The 19580-nt window shown below is 59.2% G+C and carries 21 protein-coding genes; 14 read left to right on the plus strand and 7 right to left on the minus strand.

Features of this window, described 5'->3' with window-relative positions; genetic code table 11:
• The first annotated feature begins 214 nt into the window (after nucleotides 1-214).
• From DTW90_RS06695 to deoA, 8 genes are all read left to right on the plus strand, one after another.
• Nucleotides 215-1210, plus strand: a complete 996-nt coding sequence (locus DTW90_RS06695; protein ID WP_132520069.1) for a BMP family ABC transporter substrate-binding protein — start codon at nucleotides 215-217, stop codon at nucleotides 1208-1210.
• Nucleotides 1211-1291: 81 nt separating this feature from the next.
• On the plus strand, nucleotides 1292-2803 hold the full coding sequence (locus DTW90_RS06700) for an ABC transporter ATP-binding protein (RefSeq protein ID WP_149337241.1): 1512 nt from the start codon (nucleotides 1292-1294) through the stop codon (nucleotides 2801-2803).
• Nucleotides 2804-2810: 7 nt separating this feature from the next.
• Nucleotides 2811-3914 (plus strand): ABC transporter permease, encoded by a 1104-nt coding sequence (locus DTW90_RS06705; protein ID WP_132520075.1) that lies wholly within the window; start codon nucleotides 2811-2813, stop codon nucleotides 3912-3914.
• 10 nt (nucleotides 3915-3924) lie between these two features.
• Nucleotides 3925-4896, plus strand: a complete 972-nt coding sequence (locus DTW90_RS06710; protein WP_149337243.1) for an ABC transporter permease — start codon at nucleotides 3925-3927, stop codon at nucleotides 4894-4896.
• 3 nt (nucleotides 4897-4899) lie between these two features.
• Complete coding sequence (locus DTW90_RS06715; RefSeq protein ID WP_132520081.1) at nucleotides 4900-5292, plus strand: cytidine deaminase; 393 nt, start codon at nucleotides 4900-4902, stop codon at nucleotides 5290-5292.
• Complete coding sequence (locus tag DTW90_RS06720; RefSeq protein WP_149337245.1) at nucleotides 5289-6110, plus strand: purine-nucleoside phosphorylase; 822 nt, start codon at nucleotides 5289-5291, stop codon at nucleotides 6108-6110. The genes DTW90_RS06715 and DTW90_RS06720 overlap by 4 nt, the downstream gene beginning before the upstream one ends.
• Nucleotides 6092-6868 (plus strand): deoxyribose-phosphate aldolase, encoded by a 777-nt coding sequence (gene deoC, locus DTW90_RS06725; RefSeq protein ID WP_149337247.1) that lies wholly within the window; start codon nucleotides 6092-6094, stop codon nucleotides 6866-6868. The genes DTW90_RS06720 and deoC overlap by 19 nt, the downstream gene beginning before the upstream one ends.
• Before the next feature lies 1 nt (nucleotide 6869).
• Nucleotides 6870-8177, plus strand: a complete 1308-nt coding sequence (gene deoA, locus DTW90_RS06730) for a thymidine phosphorylase (RefSeq protein WP_149337249.1) — start codon at nucleotides 6870-6872, stop codon at nucleotides 8175-8177.
• A gap of 3 nt (nucleotides 8178-8180) precedes the next feature.
• Here deoA and DTW90_RS06735 read toward each other — a convergent pair whose 3' ends face one another.
• From DTW90_RS06735 to DTW90_RS06765, 7 genes are all read right to left on the minus strand, one after another.
• On the minus strand, nucleotides 8181-8738 hold the full coding sequence (locus tag DTW90_RS06735) for a TIGR02281 family clan AA aspartic protease (protein ID WP_188079893.1): 558 nt from the start codon (nucleotides 8736-8738) through the stop codon (nucleotides 8181-8183).
• Between the two features lie 130 nt (nucleotides 8739-8868).
• Complete coding sequence (gene upp, locus DTW90_RS06740) at nucleotides 8869-9498, minus strand: uracil phosphoribosyltransferase (protein ID WP_149337253.1); 630 nt, start codon at nucleotides 9496-9498, stop codon at nucleotides 8869-8871.
• A 117-nt stretch (nucleotides 9499-9615) separates the two neighbouring features.
• Nucleotides 9616-10584: an adenosine deaminase gene (locus DTW90_RS06745; RefSeq protein ID WP_149337255.1), complete on the minus strand. Its 969-nt coding sequence runs from the start codon at nucleotides 10582-10584 to the stop codon at nucleotides 9616-9618.
• The gene (locus DTW90_RS06750; RefSeq protein WP_149337257.1) at nucleotides 10581-11801 is read right to left on the minus strand and encodes a phosphopentomutase; all 1221 of its coding nucleotides are present in this window, start codon (nucleotides 11799-11801) and stop codon (nucleotides 10581-10583) included. The genes DTW90_RS06745 and DTW90_RS06750 overlap by 4 nt, the downstream gene beginning before the upstream one ends.
• A 134-nt stretch (nucleotides 11802-11935) precedes the next feature.
• A complete protein-coding gene (locus DTW90_RS06755) occupies nucleotides 11936-12496 on the minus strand; it encodes a TadE/TadG family type IV pilus assembly protein (RefSeq protein ID WP_132520105.1) in 561 nt (186 codons plus the stop codon).
• Between the two features lie 67 nt (nucleotides 12497-12563).
• Nucleotides 12564-13175: a TadE/TadG family type IV pilus assembly protein gene (locus DTW90_RS06760; protein WP_149337259.1), complete on the minus strand. Its 612-nt coding sequence runs from the start codon at nucleotides 13173-13175 to the stop codon at nucleotides 12564-12566.
• Nucleotides 13176-13274: 99 nt separating this feature from the next.
• A complete protein-coding gene (locus tag DTW90_RS06765) occupies nucleotides 13275-13700 on the minus strand; it encodes a pilus assembly protein N-terminal domain-containing protein (protein WP_149337261.1) in 426 nt (141 codons plus the stop codon).
• A 408-nt stretch (nucleotides 13701-14108) separates the two neighbouring features.
• On the opposite strand from DTW90_RS06765, the gene DTW90_RS06770 reads away from it, so the two are divergent.
• The 6 genes from DTW90_RS06770 to DTW90_RS06795 all read left to right on the plus strand — a co-directional run bounded on the left by DTW90_RS06770 (nucleotide 14109) and on the right by DTW90_RS06795 (nucleotide 19480).
• A complete protein-coding gene (locus tag DTW90_RS06770; RefSeq protein ID WP_149337263.1) occupies nucleotides 14109-14300 on the plus strand; it encodes a Flp family type IVb pilin in 192 nt (63 codons plus the stop codon).
• Between the two features lie 135 nt (nucleotides 14301-14435).
• On the plus strand, nucleotides 14436-14948 hold the full coding sequence (locus DTW90_RS06775) for a prepilin peptidase (protein WP_149338365.1): 513 nt from the start codon (nucleotides 14436-14438) through the stop codon (nucleotides 14946-14948).
• Between the two features lie 117 nt (nucleotides 14949-15065).
• On the plus strand, nucleotides 15066-15881 hold the full coding sequence (gene cpaB / locus DTW90_RS06780) for a Flp pilus assembly protein CpaB (RefSeq protein ID WP_132520117.1): 816 nt from the start codon (nucleotides 15066-15068) through the stop codon (nucleotides 15879-15881).
• 14 nt (nucleotides 15882-15895) lie between these two features.
• Entirely contained in the window at nucleotides 15896-17392 is a 1497-nt protein-coding gene (locus tag DTW90_RS06785; RefSeq protein ID WP_132520120.1) for a type II and III secretion system protein family protein, read from the plus strand.
• Between the two features lie 53 nt (nucleotides 17393-17445).
• On the plus strand, nucleotides 17446-18168 hold the full coding sequence (locus tag DTW90_RS06790; protein ID WP_132520123.1) for a CpaD family pilus assembly protein: 723 nt from the start codon (nucleotides 17446-17448) through the stop codon (nucleotides 18166-18168).
• Between the two features lie 40 nt (nucleotides 18169-18208).
• On the plus strand, nucleotides 18209-19480 hold the full coding sequence (locus DTW90_RS06795) for a CpaE family protein (RefSeq protein WP_149337265.1): 1272 nt from the start codon (nucleotides 18209-18211) through the stop codon (nucleotides 19478-19480).
• Nucleotides 19481-19580: the final 100 nt, after the last annotated feature.

Consider the following 19580-nt stretch of genomic DNA (forward strand, 5'->3'; position numbering starts at 1 on the left):
ACGGCTAAAACGTTCAAAAATAAGGCCATTTGGCCGGGTTTTTGGCAGACTCTACAAATCTTTACCAACTGAAAAATTTCTCGTGAATTTTTCGTGCAGCCATGCAAGGATGCGCGCCAAGCCGTGCCTCGGGGGAGGCTGGCGGTACCGCAGACACGCTCGGATAAGAGCTTGCGGGAGGACCCAACAAATAGCAACAACAGGGCTGCATCACATGAAAAAATCCCTTCTGACTCTCTTTGCCTTGGCTGCCATGTCGGCAACGGCGCTTGCGGCCGACATCAAGCCGGCGATCGTCTATGGTACTGGCGGCAAGTTCGACAAGTCCTTCAACGAAGCAGCCTATAACGGCGCAGAGAAGTTCAAGAAGGAAACCGGCGTTGCATATCGCGACTTCGAGCCGACGGGTGACACCCAGGGCGAACAGGCGCTGCGCAACTTTGCAAGCAAGGGCTTCAATCCCGTTATCGCTGTGTCCTTCGCATGGACGTCCGCTCTTCAGAAGGTCGCTGCCGAATATCCGAAGACCCAGTTCGTGCTGATCGACGACAGCCTCGATCTGCCCAACGTGCGGTCGGTCAAGTTCAAGGAAAACGAAGGCTCCTACCTCGCCGGCGTCATGTCCGCGATGGCCTCCAAGACCGGCAAGATCGGCTTCGTCGGCGGCATGGACATTCCGCTGATCCGCAAGTTCGAATGTGGTTATGAACTCGGCGCCCGCGCCGCCAACCCGAAGATCGAAGTCTTCCAGAACATGACCGGCACGACGGGCGCAGCCTGGAACGATCCGGTTCGCGGCGGCGAACTCACCAAGAACCAGATCGACCAGGGTGCCGACGTGGTCTACGCAGCTGCAGGCGCGACCGGCCTTGGCGTTCTCCAGACGGCAGCCGACAACAAGAAGCTCTCCGTCGGCGTCGACTCGAACCAGAACTACCTGCATCCGGGCTCGGTTCTGACCTCGGTCGTCAAGCGCGTCGACCTCGCAGTCTACAATGCCTTCATGGATGCCAAGGACGGCAAGTTCACTCCCGGCACCCAGGAACTCGGCCTGAAGGAACAGGGCGTAGACGCTGCGATCGACGACAACAACAAGTCGCTGATCACGCCCGACATGCAGGCCGCCGTCGACAAGGCGCGCGCCGACATCATTTCCGGCACTGTGAAGGTTCACGACTACACGACCGACAACGCCTGCCCGAAGAGCTGATATGAAACGAGGGCGTATGACGGTATTGTATCGTCTACGCCCTTTTCATATCCGGAATTCCGCTTTTTGGGAGCCGTGTAAGTGAGCCAAGCCCCTGCTATCGAACTCGTGGGCATCGATAAGAAATTCGGTGCGGTCCACGCCAATAAAGATATTAACCTGACTGTTTCCAAGGGCTCGATCCACGGAATCATCGGCGAAAATGGTGCCGGCAAATCGACGCTGATGTCGATTATCTACGGTTTCTATCAAGCCGACAGCGGCGAGATCCGCGTCAATGGCAGCCCCATCACGATCCGCGATAGCCAGGCCGCGATCAGCGCCGGCATCGGCATGGTGCACCAGCATTTCATGCTCGTCGACAATTTCACAGTGCTTGAAAACGTCATGCTCGGCGCCGAGGGTGGCGCACTCCTTGCCAAGGGCGTGGCCTCGGCAAGGGCCGAGCTGAAAAGGCTGGAAACGGATTACGGCCTCGAGGTCAATCCGGATGCATTGATCGAGGAGCTTCCCGTCGGTCTGCAGCAGCGTGTCGAAATCCTCAAGGCCATGTATCGCGGCGCGGAGATCCTGATCCTGGACGAGCCGACCGGCGTGCTGACGCCTGCCGAAGCCGATCACCTGTTTCGCATCCTTGGCGTTCTGCGCGACCAGGGCAAAACCGTTCTACTGATTACCCATAAGCTGCGTGAGATCATGGCTATCACCGATACGGTGTCCGTCATGCGCCGCGGCGAGATGGTGGCCACCCGCAAGACATCGGAGACGACAGTCGAAGAGCTCGCCGAGCTGATGGTGGGCCGGCGCGTTCTGCTGCGCGTCGAAAAGGGCGAGGCCAATCCCGGCGACGTTGTTCTCTCCGTTCGCAATCTGACGGTCAAGGACGGCCGCGGCGTGACCATGGTCGACAATGTTTCCTTCGATGTTCGCGCCGGCGAAATCGTCGGCATTGCCGGCGTTGCCGGCAATGGTCAGTCGGAGCTACTTGAGGCGATATCAGGCATCCGCAAGCCGACCTCGGGCGAAATCTTCCTCGACGGCAAATCTATCGACAAAGCGGACCCGGCGAGGCTGCGCGAACTTGGCCTTGGCCATATCCCGGAAGACCGGCACCATATGGGCCTCGTCCTGAAGTTCGAGGAATACGAGAATTCGATCCTCGGCTATCACCGCGACCAGAAATACGGCCGTGGCGGCCTGCTTGATCTCGAGGCCATCAAAAAGGATGCGATCGAAAAGATCGAGAAATACGACATCCGTCCGCCGAATGCGCAGCTGAAGACCGCCAATTTCTCCGGCGGCAACCAGCAGAAGATCGTCGTCGCGCGTGAGATCGAGCGCGACCCGAAGATGCTGCTGATCGGCCAGCCGACGCGCGGCGTCGATATCGGCGCCATCGAATTCATCCATCGTCGTGTCATCGACATGCGCGACGCCGGCAAGGCGATCCTGCTTGTATCGGTGGAATTGGATGAGATTCGTGCGCTTTCGGACCGTATCCTCGTAATGTTCGCCGGTCATGTGGTCGGCGAAAAGACGGCTGATGCCGGTGAACAGACCCTCGGCCTGATGATGGCCGGCATTGCCGCATGAGGCCCCGATGAGCACTGCTTCCGTACCGCTTCCCAATTGGATCAGCTATGGCTTGATCCCTGTCATCAATATCATCGTCGCCTTCCTGATTTCCGGTCTTGTGGTCTGGCTGATCGGCGAGAATCCGCTGGACGCGCTGGTGCTTCTGCTGCAGGGCGCGCTCGGCAACGGCGAAGGCATCGGCTTTACGCTTTTCTATGCGACGAGCTTCATCTTCACCGGCCTTTCGGTCGCCGTTGCTATCCATGCCGGCCTGTTCAATATCGGCTCGGAAGGGCAGGCCTATGTCGGCGGCCTCGGCTGCGCGCTTGCGGCGCTGACGCTCGACAAATATGTGCCCTGGTATGTGACGATGCCCTTCGCGGTCATCGGCTCCGCGGTATTCGGCGCACTCTGGGCTCTGATTCCGGCATGGCTGCAGGCCAAGCGCGGCAGCCATATCGTCATTACGACAATCATGTTCAATTTCATCGCCTCGGCGATGATGAACTTCATTCTGGTGCATGTGCTGATCGTGCCCGGCAAGATGGCGCCGGAAACCCGCACCTTCCTCGAAGGCGGGCAGCTGCCGAAACTGGACTGGCTGATCGCCATGTTCGGCTCGACGATCGGTGCCGCCCCGCTCAACGTTTCCTTCCTGATCGCACTCGTCATGTGCGTTCTGGTCTGGTTCCTCGTCTGGAGGACCAAGCTCGGTTACGAGATGCGTACCCTCGGCCTTAGCCAGACCGCTGCCGTTTATGCCGGCATTCCCTATGCGCGCACGGTCATTATTGCCATGCTGATATCAGGCGGCCTTGCGGGCATGATGGCGCTCAACCCCGTCATGGGTGCTTCTGCACGCCTGCAGGTTGAATTCGTGCTCGGTGCGGGCTTTGTTGGCATTGCGGTGTCACTGATGGGCAGAAACCATCCGTTCGGCATCATCCTGGCGGCTATCCTGTTCGGGATCCTGTATCAGGGCGGCGATGCACTCTCTTTTGACATGCCAGACATCACCCGTGACATGATCGTGGTGATCCAGGGGCTTGTCATCCTCTTTGCCGGTGCGCTGGAATATATGTTCCGACCAGCCATGGTGCGTGCCTATCAGAAATTCGCGAGAGCCTGAGGATCGGACAATGGAATATTACGACACCCTCATCAGTATCCTGGGCTCGACGATCCGCCTCTCGATCCCGCTGATCTTCACCGCTCTTGCCGGTTTGTTCTCCGAGCGGGCGGGCATTTTCGACATCGGTCTCGAAGGGAAGATGCTGGCATCCGCCTTCGCTGCGGCCTGTGTTGCCTCGGTGACAGGCTCGCCCTGGCTTGGCCTGCTCGCCGGTATTCTCATTTCGGTGTTGTTCGGCCTGCTGCACGGCTTTGCCTCCATCACCAATCGCGGTAACCAGATCGTATCGGGCGTTGCGATCAACTTCCTGACGGCTGGTCTAACGATCGTGCTTGGAAACTCCTGGTTCGGGCAGGGCGGTCGAACGCCGACGCTTCCCGCAACCGCGCGTTTCGGCTCGATCGTATTGCCGGGTGCCGATGCATTGCGGGGCGTGCCGATCATCGGGCCGCTCTATGCCAACGTCATATCCGGCAACAATATTCTGACCTATCTCGCCTTTATCGCGGTGCCGATCAGCTGGTGGATCCTCTATCGCACGCGCTTTGGCCTGCGACTGCGCGCCGTCGGCGAAAATCCGGGTGCGGTCGATACGGCCGGTATTTCAGTTGAGTGGCTGCGTTACCGCTCGCTGATCTGCGCGGGTATCCTCTGCGGTTTCTCTGGCACCTATCTGGCGATTGCCCAGTCGGCGGCCTTCATCAACAACATGTCGGCCGGCAAGGGCTATATCGCGCTTGCCGCGCTGATCTTTGCCAAGTGGAAGCCGGTGCCTGTCATGTTCACCTGCCTGCTCTTCGGTTTCCTCGATGCCTTCGCGAACTTCATGCAGGGCAAGGAGGTTCCGTTCATCGGCGAAGTGCCGGTGCAGATTTTCCAGGCGCTGCCCTATATTCTTACCTGCATTCTGCTGGCCGGTTTCATTGGCGTTGCCAATCCGCCGAAGGCCGGTGGCGTCCCCTATGTGAAGGAGCGCTGATCCATGTCGCATGATCTTTTCGAAGCCGCCCGTGACGCGATGGCTTTTGCCCATGCGCCCTATTCGAAATTCCCGGTCGGCGCGGCTATCCGCGCCGAGGACGGCAAGATCTATGCCGGCGCCAACATCGAGAACCTGTCCTTCCCGCAGGGCTGGTGCGCCGAGCCGACTGCGATCAGCCATATGATCATGGGCGGAGCGAAGAAGATCGTCGAAATGGCCGTGATTGCCGAAAAGCTGCCGCTCTGCCCGCCCTGTGGCGGCTGCCGGCAGAAGATCGCCGAGTTCGCCAGCAAGGGCACCAAGATCTATCTCTGCGACGAGACTGGTGTGAAGAAGACCATGTCCATGGAAGAGCTTCTGCCCTTCAGCTTCGAAACCGAGATACTGGGATGACCGACGCCGTCGACCTGCTCACCGAGAGGCTCGGCCCGCTGTCACCGCGCCACGGCATCGTGCTCGGTTCGGGTCTTGGCTCACTCGTTGCCGAACTGGCCGATGCCGTCCGTATTCCCTATGCGGAACTGCCGGATTTCCCGGTCAGCGCGGTTTCCGGCCATGCCGGCGAACTCGTTGCCGGACGGCTTGGCGATGTGCCGGTTATCATGCTGTCAGGCCGCGTTCACTACTATGAGCAGGGCGATGCGAACGCCATGCGTATCCCGATCGAGACCCTGAAAGGTCTCGGGGTGGAGAAGCTGATCCTGACGAATTCCGCAGGTTCCCTCCGCGAGGAGATGCCACCCGGGTCGGTCATGCAGATCACCGATCACATCAACTATTCCGGCATGAACCCGCTGATCGGCGAGCACAGCGATAATCGCTTCGTCGGCATGACCAACGCCTATGACGGTGAAATGTCGATGGCGATGCGGCGCGCCGCCGAAACTGCAGGCATCGGCCTTTTCCACGGCGTCTATATGTGGTTTTCCGGGCCAAGCTTCGAGACGCCGGCGGAAATCCGGATGGCCCGCATTCTCGGCGCCGATGCCGTCGGCATGTCGACCGTGCCCGAGGTCGTTCTTGCGCGTCTTTTCGGCTTGAGGGTTGCGGCGGCCTCCGTGATCACCAATTATGGGGCGGGTATGACCGGCAACGAATTGACCCACGAAGAAACAAAAGACATGGCGCCCGTCGGTGGCGCCCGTCTGGCCGCGATTCTGAAAAAAATGATTGCGGATGGAGGAAGCGAACAATGGCAAACCATTCGATAAGGGAGACGGCGGCGGTAGCACTTTCCCTGCTTGACCTGACCAATCTCAAGGACGATTGCACGGACGCGCAGATCGTCACGCTCTGCGCCCGCGCCCAAACTCCTTTCGGCCATAGCGCCGCTATTTGCATCTGGCCGCGTTTCGTGGCCCAGGCCCGCGGCATTCTCGGTGCCGACCATCCGGTGAAGATCGCAACGGTGGTGAATTTCCCCGCCGGCGATATGGAGGTCGCTGACGTTGCCGCAGAAACCCGTGAGGCGATTGCTGACGGCGCCGACGAGATCGATCTCGTCATTCCTTACCGCGCGTTGATGGTTGGCAATGAGCAGGCCGTCACCGACATGGTTGCCGCCGTGCGCGCCGAATGCACCGGATCGACCTTGCTCAAGGTCATTCTGGAGACCGGCGAGCTGAAGGATGTGGCGCTGATCAAGCGTGCTTCGGAACTCGCCATTGCCGCAGGCGCCGATTTCATCAAGACATCGACCGGCAAGGTTGCCGTAAACGCGACTCTGGAGGCAGCGGACGTCATGCTGCGGGCGGTCCGCGAAAGCGGCCGGAAGATCGGCTTCAAGCCGGCGGGCGGCATTGGCTCCGTTGCGGATGCGGCACTTTACCTGAGCCTTGCCGAAACCATCATGGCGCCGGATTGGGCGATGCCGTCGACCTTCCGCTTTGGTGCGTCCGGTCTGCTCGATGACATCCTCGTCGTGCTGAGCGGCGGCGAGCCGGCAAAGGTGGCTGCGGCCAGCTACTGACATGATTCCGCAGGAGATTATCCGGCAGAAGCGGAACGGCGGAACTCTTTCCGCCGCCGACATCTATGTTTTCATCGATGCGCTTGCCCGGGGCGAGCTCTCCGAGGGCCAGATCGGTGCTTTTGCCATGGCCGTCTGGTTCCGCGGAATGACTCCGGAAGAGACGGTGGCGCTGACCCTTGCGATGGCACACTCCGGCGACACGCTCTCGTGGTCGGGCCTCGACCGGCCGATCGCCGACAAGCATTCCACGGGCGGTGTCGGCGACAATGTTTCGCTGATGCTCGCGCCGATCGCGGCCGCCTGCGGCCTTGCCGTGCCGATGATATCGGGCAGGGGACTTGGCCATACCGGCGGCACGCTGGACAAGCTGGAATCCATTCCCGGCTATACGATTACGCCTGATGCGGCGCTTTTCCGCAAGGTCGTCGAGCAGGCGGGTTGCGCCATCATCGGCCAGACCGGCAGTCTGGCACCCGCGGACGGCAGGCTTTACGCGGTGCGAGACGTGACCGCGACCGTCGATTCCGTTCCTTTGATTACCGCTTCCATCCTCTCGAAGAAGCTGGCCGCCGGCCTTGAGACGCTCGTACTCGACGTTAAGATCGGAAACGGCGCCTTCATGACGTCAAAGGACGAGGCCGAGACGCTTGCCCGCTCGCTGGTCGAAGTTGCCAACGGGGCGGGGGTGCGGACATCGGCGCTCATCACCGACATGAACGAGCCCCTGGCGGATGCAGCCGGAAATGTCGTGGAATTGCGAAGCTGTCTGGATTTTCTGGCTGGCCGCAAGGCGGATACGCGCCTCGAAACCGTGGTCCTGGCCTTCGCTGCCGAGATGCTTGTTCAGTCGAAACTCGTGGCGTCGCTCGAGGAAGGAGAGATCGCGGCTCGTCAGGCTTTGACCTCAGGCAGAGCGGCGGAAGCCTTCGGCAGAATGGTTCACGGCCTGGGAGGGCCGGCCGATCTTTTGGAGCAGCCCGACAGATATCTCCAGAAGGCCCCCGTTCAAAAGGCGGTGTACGCACCTGTCGACGGCTGGCTCGCCGCATGCGACGCTCGCGCGACCGGCATTGCCGTCATCGACCTTGGCGGCGGTCGCCGCCGCCCGCAGGACAGCATCGACCACCGTGTCGGTTTCAGCGATCTTCTGCCGCTCGGAACGAAGGTGACAGCAGGCAACCCCATCGCGACCGTGCATGCGGCGGATGAGGATGCTGCAGAAAGGGCTGCGGCTGGTCTTCTGGACAGCTATCGGATTTCCGATGATGCGCCTGATTTGCCGCCTGTCATCGTGGCGAGACTGTAAACGCTACTGCACGAGGTGGAGCGAACCATCCTCGACGCTGTATGAATTGAGCTTCTTGAGGAAGCTGACCCCGATCAGCGTGGAACTCAGCGCCTCGTCCTTCAGCACGAGCGCGTCGATATCGTTGACCTTGATGGAGCCGATCTCCATGCGGTCAAGCTTGACGTAGGCGGCCTTCGTGGCGCCGTTGGCCGTGTTGACGGAATAGCGATAGTCGAGAGCATTGCCGCTGAAACCCAGATGCCTTGCGGTCGTCTCGTTCAGCGCCACATAGGTTGCGCCGGTATCGATAAGCCCCTGGACGGGTTTGCCGTTGATCTTGAAGTCGCCATTGTAGTGGCCCTGCGTGTCGGCCTTCAGCCGGACATTGCCATGGGCATCGACCACGATCGGCTGCTGCGATAGCGCAACGTTCAAGACGGGTTTGGGAGAAATGTCGGCGGAGCCGCTCGTCTCGAAGAGAGACGGCACTTGGGTTGCGATCGCCGCGACCACCCCGGCGAAAACCAGCATACGAATGAGCATCAACAAGAATCCTTCCCGTATAAACCCCGGCTTCATGCGAGGCGTGCTTCATATCGCAACCTTTACCTCTTGTTTGCTGACAAGTTGCTAAGAACGAGGAAAGAAAAAGCCCGGCGTTTGATGTCGCCGGGCTTTAAATTTGTGAAGTAGTTAAGAAAGGCTGAAGTTACTTCGTACCGTACATGCGGTCGCCGGCATCGCCGAGGCCGGGAACGATGTAGCCCTTCTCGTTGAGATGGCTGTCGATGGCAGCGGTATAGACCGGAACATCAGGATGGGCGTCGCGAAAATGCTTGATGCCTTCAGGTGCTGCCAGCAGGCACAGGAAGCGGATATTGTGAGCGCCGCGCTCCTTGAGCTTGTCGATTGCCGCGATGGAGGAGTTGCCCGTCGCCAGCATCGGATCGACGACGATGATCAGGCGCTCCGAAATGTCCTCGGGCGCCTTGAAGTAATATTCGACCGGCTGCAGCGTCTCGTGATCGCGATAGACGCCGATGTGGGAAACACGCGCCGAGGGCACGAGATCGAGCATGCCTTCCAGAAGCCCGTTTCCGGCGCGCAAGATCGAGGCGAAGACCAGCTTCTTGCCTTCAAGGATAGGGGATTCCATTTCCTGCAGGGGTGTCTCGATCGTTTCCATGGTCAGTTCGAGATCGCGCGTCACCTCGTAGCAGAGAAGCGTCGAGATTTCCCTCAGCAGGCGACGAAAGCTACCCGTCGATGTTTCCTTGCGGCGCATGATGGTGAGCTTGTGCTGCACAAGGGGATGATCGATGACAGTGACGCCGTCCATGGTTTCAGCCTTCCGATAATTTCCTGATATCAGATGTTTCTTTCACCGAAATCGATCCCGCTGCAAGAGAGGAGGCGATTTTAGCGCCAAGCCATCCCCAATCCGAGGCGGAATCTCTCATATTTTGGCAAGCAGCGCCTTCCGTGTCGCTTCATCGACGAAGGCGGCCTCGATGCCGGTGCGTGTCATCTCGTTGATTTCTGTATCGCTGAAGCCGAATGCCTCCGAGGCCAGTTCGTATTCGCGCTTCAGCGAGGTGTGGAAGAATGGCGGGTCGTCCGAGCTGATCGTAACCCGCACCCCGGCTTCCTTCAGCCTGCGCAACGGATGCGAGGCGAAATCGGGGAAGACCTTGAGCGCAATATTGGAACCGGGGCAGACTTCCAGCACGGTTCCGAGATCGGCGAGCCGCTTGACCAATTCGCTATCCTCGATCGCGCGAACGCCATGGCCGATGCGCGCCGGTTTGACGAGATCCACCGCGTCAGCGACGCTGAACGCACCGCACACTTCGCCGGCGTGGATGGTAATCCCGAGGCCGGCCTCGCGCGCGACATCGAAGGCGCGTGCATAGTCGGCCACGCGACCCATGCGCTCTTCGCCCGCCATGTTAAACCCGGTGATCAGCGGATTGTCGCTTTTGGCGGCATATTCGGCTGCTTTGATGACGCGTTCCGGCCCGAAATGGCGCTCGCCGGTCACGATCAGCCGCGCTTCGATACCGGTCTTCTCTTTTGCCGACAAAATGCCCGCGGAGACGCCGGCCATATAGGCGTCAGCGCCGAGACCGATGCGCTCCCCATGATCGGGAGAGACGATCAGCTCGCTATAGATCGTGCCAATGGATGCCAGTTCTTCGAGATAGGTCTCGGTCAGAAGGGCGTAGTCCTCTTCCGTGCGATAAACTTCCGATACCTTGTCGTAGCTGACCAGGAATTCCGCGAAATCATTCCAGAGATAGACGCCGTCGCGCATGAAGCTCGTGGTGTCGACGCCGTATTTACGCGCCTGGCTCTCCGTCAAAGCAGGCGGAGCCGCACCTTCCAGATGGCAATGCAGCTCGACCTTCTTCAGATGCGATGTCACAGAAAGCTCCTTCCATGCGGCCCGGCCGCAATCCCCAGATGAAATGCAATGGTTTCGCCTATATCGGCATAGGTGGAACGAACGCCGATGGCCCGCGATCGAATTCCCGGCCCGTAGGCGATGATCGGCACGCGTTCACGCGTATGGTCGGTGCCGCGCCATGTCGGATCGCAACCATGGTCGGCGGTCAGGATGACGAGATCTCCGGCCTTGAGCTTGCGATGGACTTCCGGCAACCGCGCATCGAAGGCTTCGAGTGCTGCCGCATATCCCGCAACGTCGCGGCGGTGGCCGTAGACCATGTCGAAATCGACGAAATTGGTAAAAACGAGATCGCCGTCCGCCGCATTGTCCATTGCCTCGAGCGTCGCGTCCATCAGCGCCATGTTGCCATTGGCCTTGATCACCTTGGAGACACCCTGGTGTGCAAAGATATCGCCGATCTTGCCGACCGCATGGACCGTTCGCTCGGCCGCAACAAGCCGGTCGAGCAAGGTTGGTTCCGGCGGCAGCACCGAAAAATCACGACGATTGCCGGTCCTTGCGAAAGTGGCTCGCGTCTCGCCGACGAAGGGTCGGGCAATGACGCGGCCGATATTGTAGGGATCGAGCAGAGTGCGGACGGTTTCGCAGAGCTTGATCAGCCGCTCGAGGCCGAAATGGGTTTCGTGGGCCGCGATCTGGAAGACGGAGTCCGTCGACGTATAGCAGATCGGCTTGCCGGTACGGATATGTTCCTCGCCGTATCTGGCGATGATATCGGTGCCGGATGCGTGACAGTTGCCGAGGATGCCCGGTATCTCCGCAGCCTTGCAGATCGCCTCGACAAGGTCAGGCGGGAAGGCATCGCCCTCGGACGAAAAATAGCCCCAGTCGAACATGACGGGCGTTCCTGATATCTCCCAGTGCCCGGAAGGCGTGTCTTTGCCTCGCGAGACTTCGTTGGCGCAGCCATAGAGACCATAAAGCCTTTCCGGCATTGGCATTCCCGCCGGATAGGCGCCGGTGGCCGCTTTCGCAATCTGCATCAGGCCGAGGGTCGACAGATTGGGCAGTGCCAGGGGGCCTTCGCGCAAGCCGGCGCGGTCTGCGGCCCCTGCGGCGCAGAATTCGGCGATATGCCCAAGCGTGTCGGCACCCTCGTCACCATAATCCACGGCATCCGGAGCACCGCCGACGCCGAAGGAGTCGAGAACGAAGAGAAACGCGCGTGCCATTATCCACCCGATACGAGATTGAGAGCGCCGACTGCCGGCCGGCAGCCGCCTCCATGCGCTTTAACCCTCACCCATATATCGAGGTAAGAGGCTTTGCAATTTTCATGTTCGGGCAGGTGAAGGAGGTAGCCGCCTCAGCAGTCGCTGCACGGGATCGATTGTCCGGTGCGTTGCCGATAAAAATATTCCCTGGAGATCGTAATCGTATTGGTCCCTGACGGCAGGAAATCGGGGCCGAAACTCAGCATCTGATACGGAATGGATAGTTCCGTGCGAACGAGAAACGAACCCGCCGTGTTCATGTCCGTGGGGACGCCAGACGCGGCACTGCCCGCACTGTAAGGCGTGGTCCCGTTCTGCGCCCACGACCACGCCACCGTTGCCTTGGAACTGCTGTCGATCGTGATGCCGGTGATCTTCATGGTCATGCCCGTCGTGCCGAAGGGTGCAAAGATTGCGCTGGCCGCCGACGGCATGGTCGCAAGAAAGGATTTGGTGACGCTGCTTTGCTGCGTCACGATATCGGCGATCGTACCGGAGGCGCGACTTGTACGCTTGGCAACGCTCAGCGCGACCGTGATTTCCAGCGCGCCGAGATAGAGCAGCAGCAATACGGGAGCGAGAATGGCGAATTCGATTGCTCCGATGCCGCGCTTGTCACGGCTAAGGCGGATCAGGAGTCCCAAAGGTATCATGACTCCGCGCGCGTCGGTCGGCTGCGGGGCGGGCGACTCATTTCGGAAATTACGGTCACGCACCATTTCAGGGATACTTTTCGTTCTGGAAGGCAGCAGTGGCCACGATCAGGAATATGCTCGGTATGGATCCATCCGAAGGTCGGATCGTACTGACGAAAGGGCGAACAAGGTCGGTAATGATCTGCCAGCGATAGTAGGCTCGAAGCATGTTGATCGTGCCGGAACCACCAGGTGAATATTTCAGGCCCGACGTATCAAGGTCGCCGTTCTTCATCGGAACTGTCGTCGGCATGCTGCCAAACGAGGTATAGCTTTCCACGTCGAGCCAGAGTTTGTCCGGTGTGGCGATCTCTGTTGCCGAGCATTGGATCAATATGTTGATCTCGTTACAGAAGAGCTGGCGGAATTGCGCCTGCGTCTTGTCGGTGCTGCGGCCGAGATTGTAGGTGATCTGTCCGGTTCGAAGCTGGCGCCCGACAGTGTCGACCGCGTTCGACACCAGTTGCTCGGCGGTAAAGGCTATGAACGTTTCCAGAATGGCAAAAACGATGACGAAATAGGGAATGGCCAGAAGCGCGAATTCGATCGCGGTTGCACCATCCCGCGAATGGATAAGACCACGCCATCCCCTGAGAACGGTCGTAGCTCCGCCTCTGTCTTTACGCCCTACCGTCATCCAGCCACCGAATATCATTTCGAAACCCAGGCTAAACTAGGAAACGTTTGTTGATATTCCGTTTCTTGGCTCCATGAAATTTGAGGGAGCGATGAGGCTTCAGGGGCCGGCGGCGGCCGGGGCAGCAGTTCCGTTGTTGTTCTGCTGCGCATGCACTTCGCAATTGGGCGTGCAGGACAAGACCGATCGATCCGTCTGGCGGAAGACGCGAACGGTATTGCCCTCATCGATCGACACCAGAATGCGGTCGTCGAGGATCGCATTGCCGTCTGCGTCGAGAAGCACGATGTTCGTTGTGCCGAAGGCTCGACCTGTCAGCACGATGGTCTTTGGGTCCGCCACTGTCGCATCCGCAACCTGCGAATTTCCGACGATGACCTTGCTCACGGGCCGGTCGAGTTTCAAGACGCGGGCATGGTCCATATAAACCCGCAGCATGTCATCCGCAGCCTGCGCAATCTGCGGGATCAGCCAGGAAATGGCGATGACGCAAGCAAGGGATGCCGTTCTACCGCGGGTTGACATTATCAGGCCTCTTGGAGCGTTCATGCAGGGTAAAGATGCCATAGAATGAAAAAAAATGGTAAATGAACGATTAAGATATGGTGCTGGTGTATAAATACGGGTCGCTGAAGGTGCTGGGAATATTCAAAATGGGAACGTGCGTCGCAGCATGTAATATTTCGAAACGTTGCTCCGCTTAATTATCAATTTCTAAAGCTATATACTGCAGAAGACGCCCCATAAATTCAATAAAATGATTTCTAACTTTGCTATCAAACGTTAACTAAGCTATTGCGGTTTCGGGGTTTACTGATTGTTAACTCACTTCTTTAAGTCGATAGAAACGGGCATTCGGTACCGTCTTTGGCATCCGATCAACGGCAAACAGTTGGCGGACGTGCTGACCAACAAGTGGAGTAGGATTGATCCATGACCAAGCTTTTCGCCCGTTTCCTGAAAGATGAATCCGGTGCAACCGCCATCGAATACGGCCTCATCGCCGCTCTGATCTCCGTTGCCCTGATCGCCGGCGCTTCGAGCCTCGGCAACGCTTTGAACACGCAGTTCCAGAACCTTGCTACCGTAATGACCGACCCGTCTTCTGCTGTTAAGGCGCCGTGATACGGGCTCTAGTTGCCGCTGTTAAGTCTCGACAGATGGCCAGGTGATAATGAAACCGCCTTTTTAACGAAAGGCGGTTTTTTGACTTATCGCTTCCGCAACATTGCGGGATTAGTTTCCGCGCAGGAGAGCATGATGATCGAAGCTGCTACATTTCTGATCTTTCCTTTATGCCTCTCCATTGCAGCGCTATCTGATCTTTTTACGATGACGATCCCGAACCGGGTGTCGCTGATCCTCATCGCTTCGTTCTTGGTCATCGCCCTGTTATCAGGCGTGCCTTTGCAATTGATCGGAATGCATTTTGCCGGTGCAGCCATCGTCTTTGCAGTTTGTTTCGCCCTCTTTGCCGTCAATGTCATGGGCGGCGGCGACGCTAAGTTACTGACTGCGGCCGCTCTCTGGTTCGGCTATGACCCCTCGCTGCTGATCTTTCTGATTTACGTTGCCTATATTGGTGGCTTGGTCACGATTGCCATCGTCTTGCTGCGTTCTCAGCGTCAGACGATCAATACGATGGGCCTGCGCATTCCCGATTCCTTGCTTATTGCCAAGAAAATACCTTACGGTATCGCAATCGGAATCGCTGGATTCCTTGCTTATCCCTCATCGCCCCTTATGGAAGCAGCGCTTGCCCGGCTTCACTAGCGTTCCGGCGAAAGACACTTTCCGTTAACTTAAATTGTAAGCAAGCCGTTAACCATACTTACACCAATTCCGGAGCATTCTGCGGGGCGAAGAGTCGAATTCCCCGAGGAATGATCCATGAAACCCGCTCGCATAATGATACTCGCAGTGGCGGTCGTCGCGGCAGGTCTTGCCGGACTGCTGGCGATGCGTCTGGCTGGCGGCCACAACGTCGTGCAGCGGCAAGTCGAGGCCGTGATACAGAAGGAGCCCAGCGTCAATGTGCTGGTGGCAGATGCCAACCTTCCCGTCGGCGCCCGGCTGAACGACAAATCCATCCATTGGATGGCCTGGCCGCAGAGCGGTGTGGTCAAGGGCTTCATCACCCAGGCGGAACGGCCCGATGCGCTCAAGGATCTGAACGGGGCCATCGTTCGCCTGCCGATCTTCGAGGGCGAACCGATCCGTGAAGAGAAGGTGGCGGATGCCAATAGCCGCACCCTCTCGTCGCTGCTGCCCACTGGCAAGCGGGCTGTGGCGACGGAGATCTCGGTCGCAACGGGCGCCGGCGGCTTCATCCTCCCCAATGACCGTGTCGACGTGATCATGGTCCGGAAGGGTACCGACGCCCAGAAATTCCAGACCGAGACCGTACTCAGCAACGTTCGTGTTCTCGCGATCGACCAGCAGATCCAGGAAAAGGATGACGGCACCAAGGCTGTGGTCGGCACGACCGCGACACTGGAGCTCACACCCGATCAGACCAAGGTTTTGGCTGTCGCCCAGCAGATGGCCGACAGGCTTTCCCTCGCGCTGCGCTCCGTTGCCGATGCACAGGAGCCGGATACGGGAGCTGCCGATTATCTTCTGACAGGCGACAGCGGCGCCTCGGTCGTCCAAGTCATCAAATCGGGTGCGATCGTCACCAACGGCACGGCGGTCAAGGCACAATGAGAAGAAGCGACATCATGTGGAATATTCGGAAAAAAGGCGCCCTTCCGTTTGTGGCGCTTCTGTCCTTCTCCATTGCCTTTGCCGGTTTGCCATTTCACGAGTTGCCCGGCATCCTGCGGACGCCCGTGGCCTTGGCCGATGGTTCCGACAGCATCGTGACCATTGCATCGGTGGGCGCCAGCAGGCGTTTGAAGCTCGGTCTCAACAAGGCGCTCGTGGTCGACCTGCCCGCAGACGCTCACGACATTCTGGTTTCCGATCCGACGATGGCCGATGCAGTCACCCGCACCTCGCGACGCATCTATCTTTTCGGCAAGACGGTCGGGCAGACGAATATCTTCGTCTTCGGCGAACACGGCGAACAGATCGCAAATCTGGATATCGAAATCGAACGAGACATTTCCGGGCTGCAGGCCAACCTCCGGCGCTTTATTCCCGATTCCGATATCGATGTCGAAATTGTCTCGGACAATATTGTCATGACGGGAACGGTCCGCACGCCCCAGGATTCGGCACGCGCCGCCCAACTGGCCGAGGCCTTTCTGAAGGGCGGTGAGGCGACGACGAGAAAGGAGACCGCCAGCGGCACTGGCGGCGACAGTTCCGTCGCGCTCTTTGCCGAAACGCGCCAAGTATCGCAGATCGTCAACCTCTTGCAGATAGAGGGTGAGGATCAGGTAACGCTCAAGGTTACCGTGGCGGAAATCAAGCGGAGCGTCCTGAAGCAGCTTGGTTTCGACAATCTGGTGTCCAATTCCTCGGGTCTGACCGTGGCCCAGCTTGGCAGCCCGAATGCCGATTCGGCCATCAGCACGGCAGGCGGCGGCATCGCTGCCTTGTTCAAGAGTGCAATCGGTAAATACGATATCTCCACCTACCTGAATGCGATGGAGCAGGCGAAGGCAATTCGTACGCTGGCCGAGCCGACCCTGACCGCAATCTCCGGCCAGGCAGCCACCTTCAATTCCGGTGGCCAGACGCTTTACTCCACGACGGACAATCAGGGCACGGTGACGATTACGCCGTACACCTATGGCATAAGCCTCGCCTTCACGCCGGTTGTCTTGTCTGCAGGAAGAATAAGCTTGCATATCCAGACGCAGGTTTCGGAACCCGTCGGCACGGCCGGGCAAGCCACCTATAATCAGCGCGCTGCCGACACGTCGGTCGAGCTACCCTCCGGCGGTTCGATCGCATTGGCCGGCCTGCTGAGCGATAACATTCAGAACACCACGAATGGCACGCCCGGCGTTTCCAAGATACCGATCCTCGGCACGCTTTTCCGCCAGAAGAGCTTCGAGCGCGACGAAAGCGAGCTTGTCATCATAGCGACACCCTATCTGGTGCGCCCCGTCGCACGCAATCAGCTGGCGCGGCCCGATGATAACTTTTCGCCCGCCGGCGATGGGGGAACCTTCTTCCTGAACCGTGTCAACAAGATCTACGGCCGGCGCGATACGCCGGTTGCCGATGCCGAATTCCACGGCTCCGTCGGCTTCATCTACAAGTGAGGCCGCGGCTCATGACGCATCATCTTTCCATCAGCCCCATGAAAGACCGATCGATGGCCAGCCCTGAATGCAATGCATCCCGTATCGCACGGCTGTCGTTCGCCGCCGTCACCCTCATCGCTTTGGCCGCTTCGGTCAGCAGCTGCGCCAACCCCAAGGACGGCATGGTGACGGGCGCTCTCTCGGACGATTACCGCCAGCGTCATCCGATCGTGCTCACGCAGGCCGAGCATAATGTCGACATTCCGGTCTCTGCCGGCCAGCGCGGCCTGACGTCAGGCGCCCGCGATACAGTTCGCGGGTTCACGCAGGACTACAAGGCGCATTCCACCGGAACCGTCGAAATTCTCGCGCCGCAGGGATCGCCGAATTCGCGCTCGGTCGTGGCCTTGCGTCAGCAGATACGTCGTGAACTGGTCGCCAACGGTGTCCCGTCGCGGCTCATCGTCGACAGCATCTACCCTGCCGATGGCGCGGGTGACGCCGCACCCATCCGCCTGCGCTTCACGGCAACGACTGCCGTTACCAATGCCTGCGGACAGTGGCCTGCAGACCTCTCGGCCAATGCCTTCGACAACCAGAATTACTACAATTTCGGCTGCGCCCAGCAGAACAATCTGGCGGCTCAGGTTGCCAACCCGACCGACCTCATTGCGCCACGCGCCCAGACCCCGATAGATGCCGAACAGCGCAGCAAGGTCATCGATGGCTATCGAAGCGGTTCGACTCCCACGAGTACTGCGACAATCGGCGGTCTCGGCGGCAACGGCTTCTAACAGGAATTTCCGGTTGAGGCCGGGTTAACAGGACAAGGCCATGAACCCGATCGAATACGATATCAGGACGGAAGCGGGGGACATCGACGATGTACCGCGGACCGACGATCTCGAAAACATGCGACCGCTGCCGCGCATCTCGGTTCACGCATTCTGCGAAAGCGAGGCTTTGCAGCATCTGATGGAGCGCTGCGGCAGCGACCGGCGAATGGCCAAGGTCAGCCTTCGCATCACCAGCGGCGGCACGGCGGCGGCGGCGAACATGTTTGCCAGCACGGCGACACCGAACCTCATCATTCTGGAAACCCGTGCAAATCCGTCCAGCCTTCTTGCAGATCTGGCGCCGCTGGCCGCCGTCTGCGACCCGAGCACCAAGGTCATCATCGTCGGCTACCACAACGACATCGGCCTTTATCGCGAACTGATCCGAAATGGCATTTCGGAATATATCGTCCAGCCCGTCTCCATGACGGATATCATGTCGGCCATGGCCGCGATTTTTGTCGATCCGGAAGCCGAACCGCTCGGCCGCAGCATCGCCTTCATCGGCGCCAAAGGTGGCGTCGGCGCATCGACCATCGCTCACAATTGCGCCTTCGGAATTTCCAGCCTTTTCTCGACCGAGACCATTCTGGCAGATCTCGATCTTCCCTATGGCACGGCGAATATCGATTTCGATCAGGATCCGGCTCAGGGCATCGCCGAGGCCGTCTTCGCGCCCGAGCGTCTGGACGAGGTCTTCCTCGATCGCCTGCTGACGAAGTGCTCGACCCACCTGTCGCTGCTCGCCGCTCCGTCGATGCTCGATCGCGCATATGATTTCGATGGCACCGCCTTCCAGCCAGTGCTCGACGTGCTGCAGCGCAGTGCGCCAGTGGCCGTGCTCGATGTGCCTCACGCATGGTCGGAATGGACACGGTCGGTGCTTGCCGCTGTCGACGAGGTCGTGATCTGCGCAATTCCGGATCTTGCCAACCTGCGCAACGCCAAGAACCAGTTGGATGCGCTGCGCAAGCTGCGTCCCAACGACAAGGCTCCCCATCTCATCCTCAACCAGGTCGGCATGCCCAAGCGACCGGAGATCGCGCCCGCTGAATTTTGCGAGCCGCTTGAAACCGATCCGATCGCCATCATTCCCTTTGATATCCACCTCTTCGGCAATGCCGCCAATAGCGGCCGCATGATCGCGGAGACTGATCCGAAGTCCGCGGTGGCGGAAACATTTTCACAGATATCGCATATCGTCACCGGTCGCGTCGCGGTGAAGAAGGCAAAGAAGGGCGGGCTTATGGGCCTGCTCAGGCGCAAATGATTGTCAGGCACTCTTTGGTCGCCGCAGACGGACTGATCCAAGGGTGCCGAGAGTTGCAGGAATGCTCGCCCTGGCTTCTCGGGTCAAAGTGTTCCGTCGA

The sequence above is a fragment of the Neorhizobium sp. P12A genome, from assembly GCF_008365395.1.
Taxonomy (GTDB): domain Bacteria; phylum Pseudomonadota; class Alphaproteobacteria; order Rhizobiales; family Rhizobiaceae; genus Rhizobium.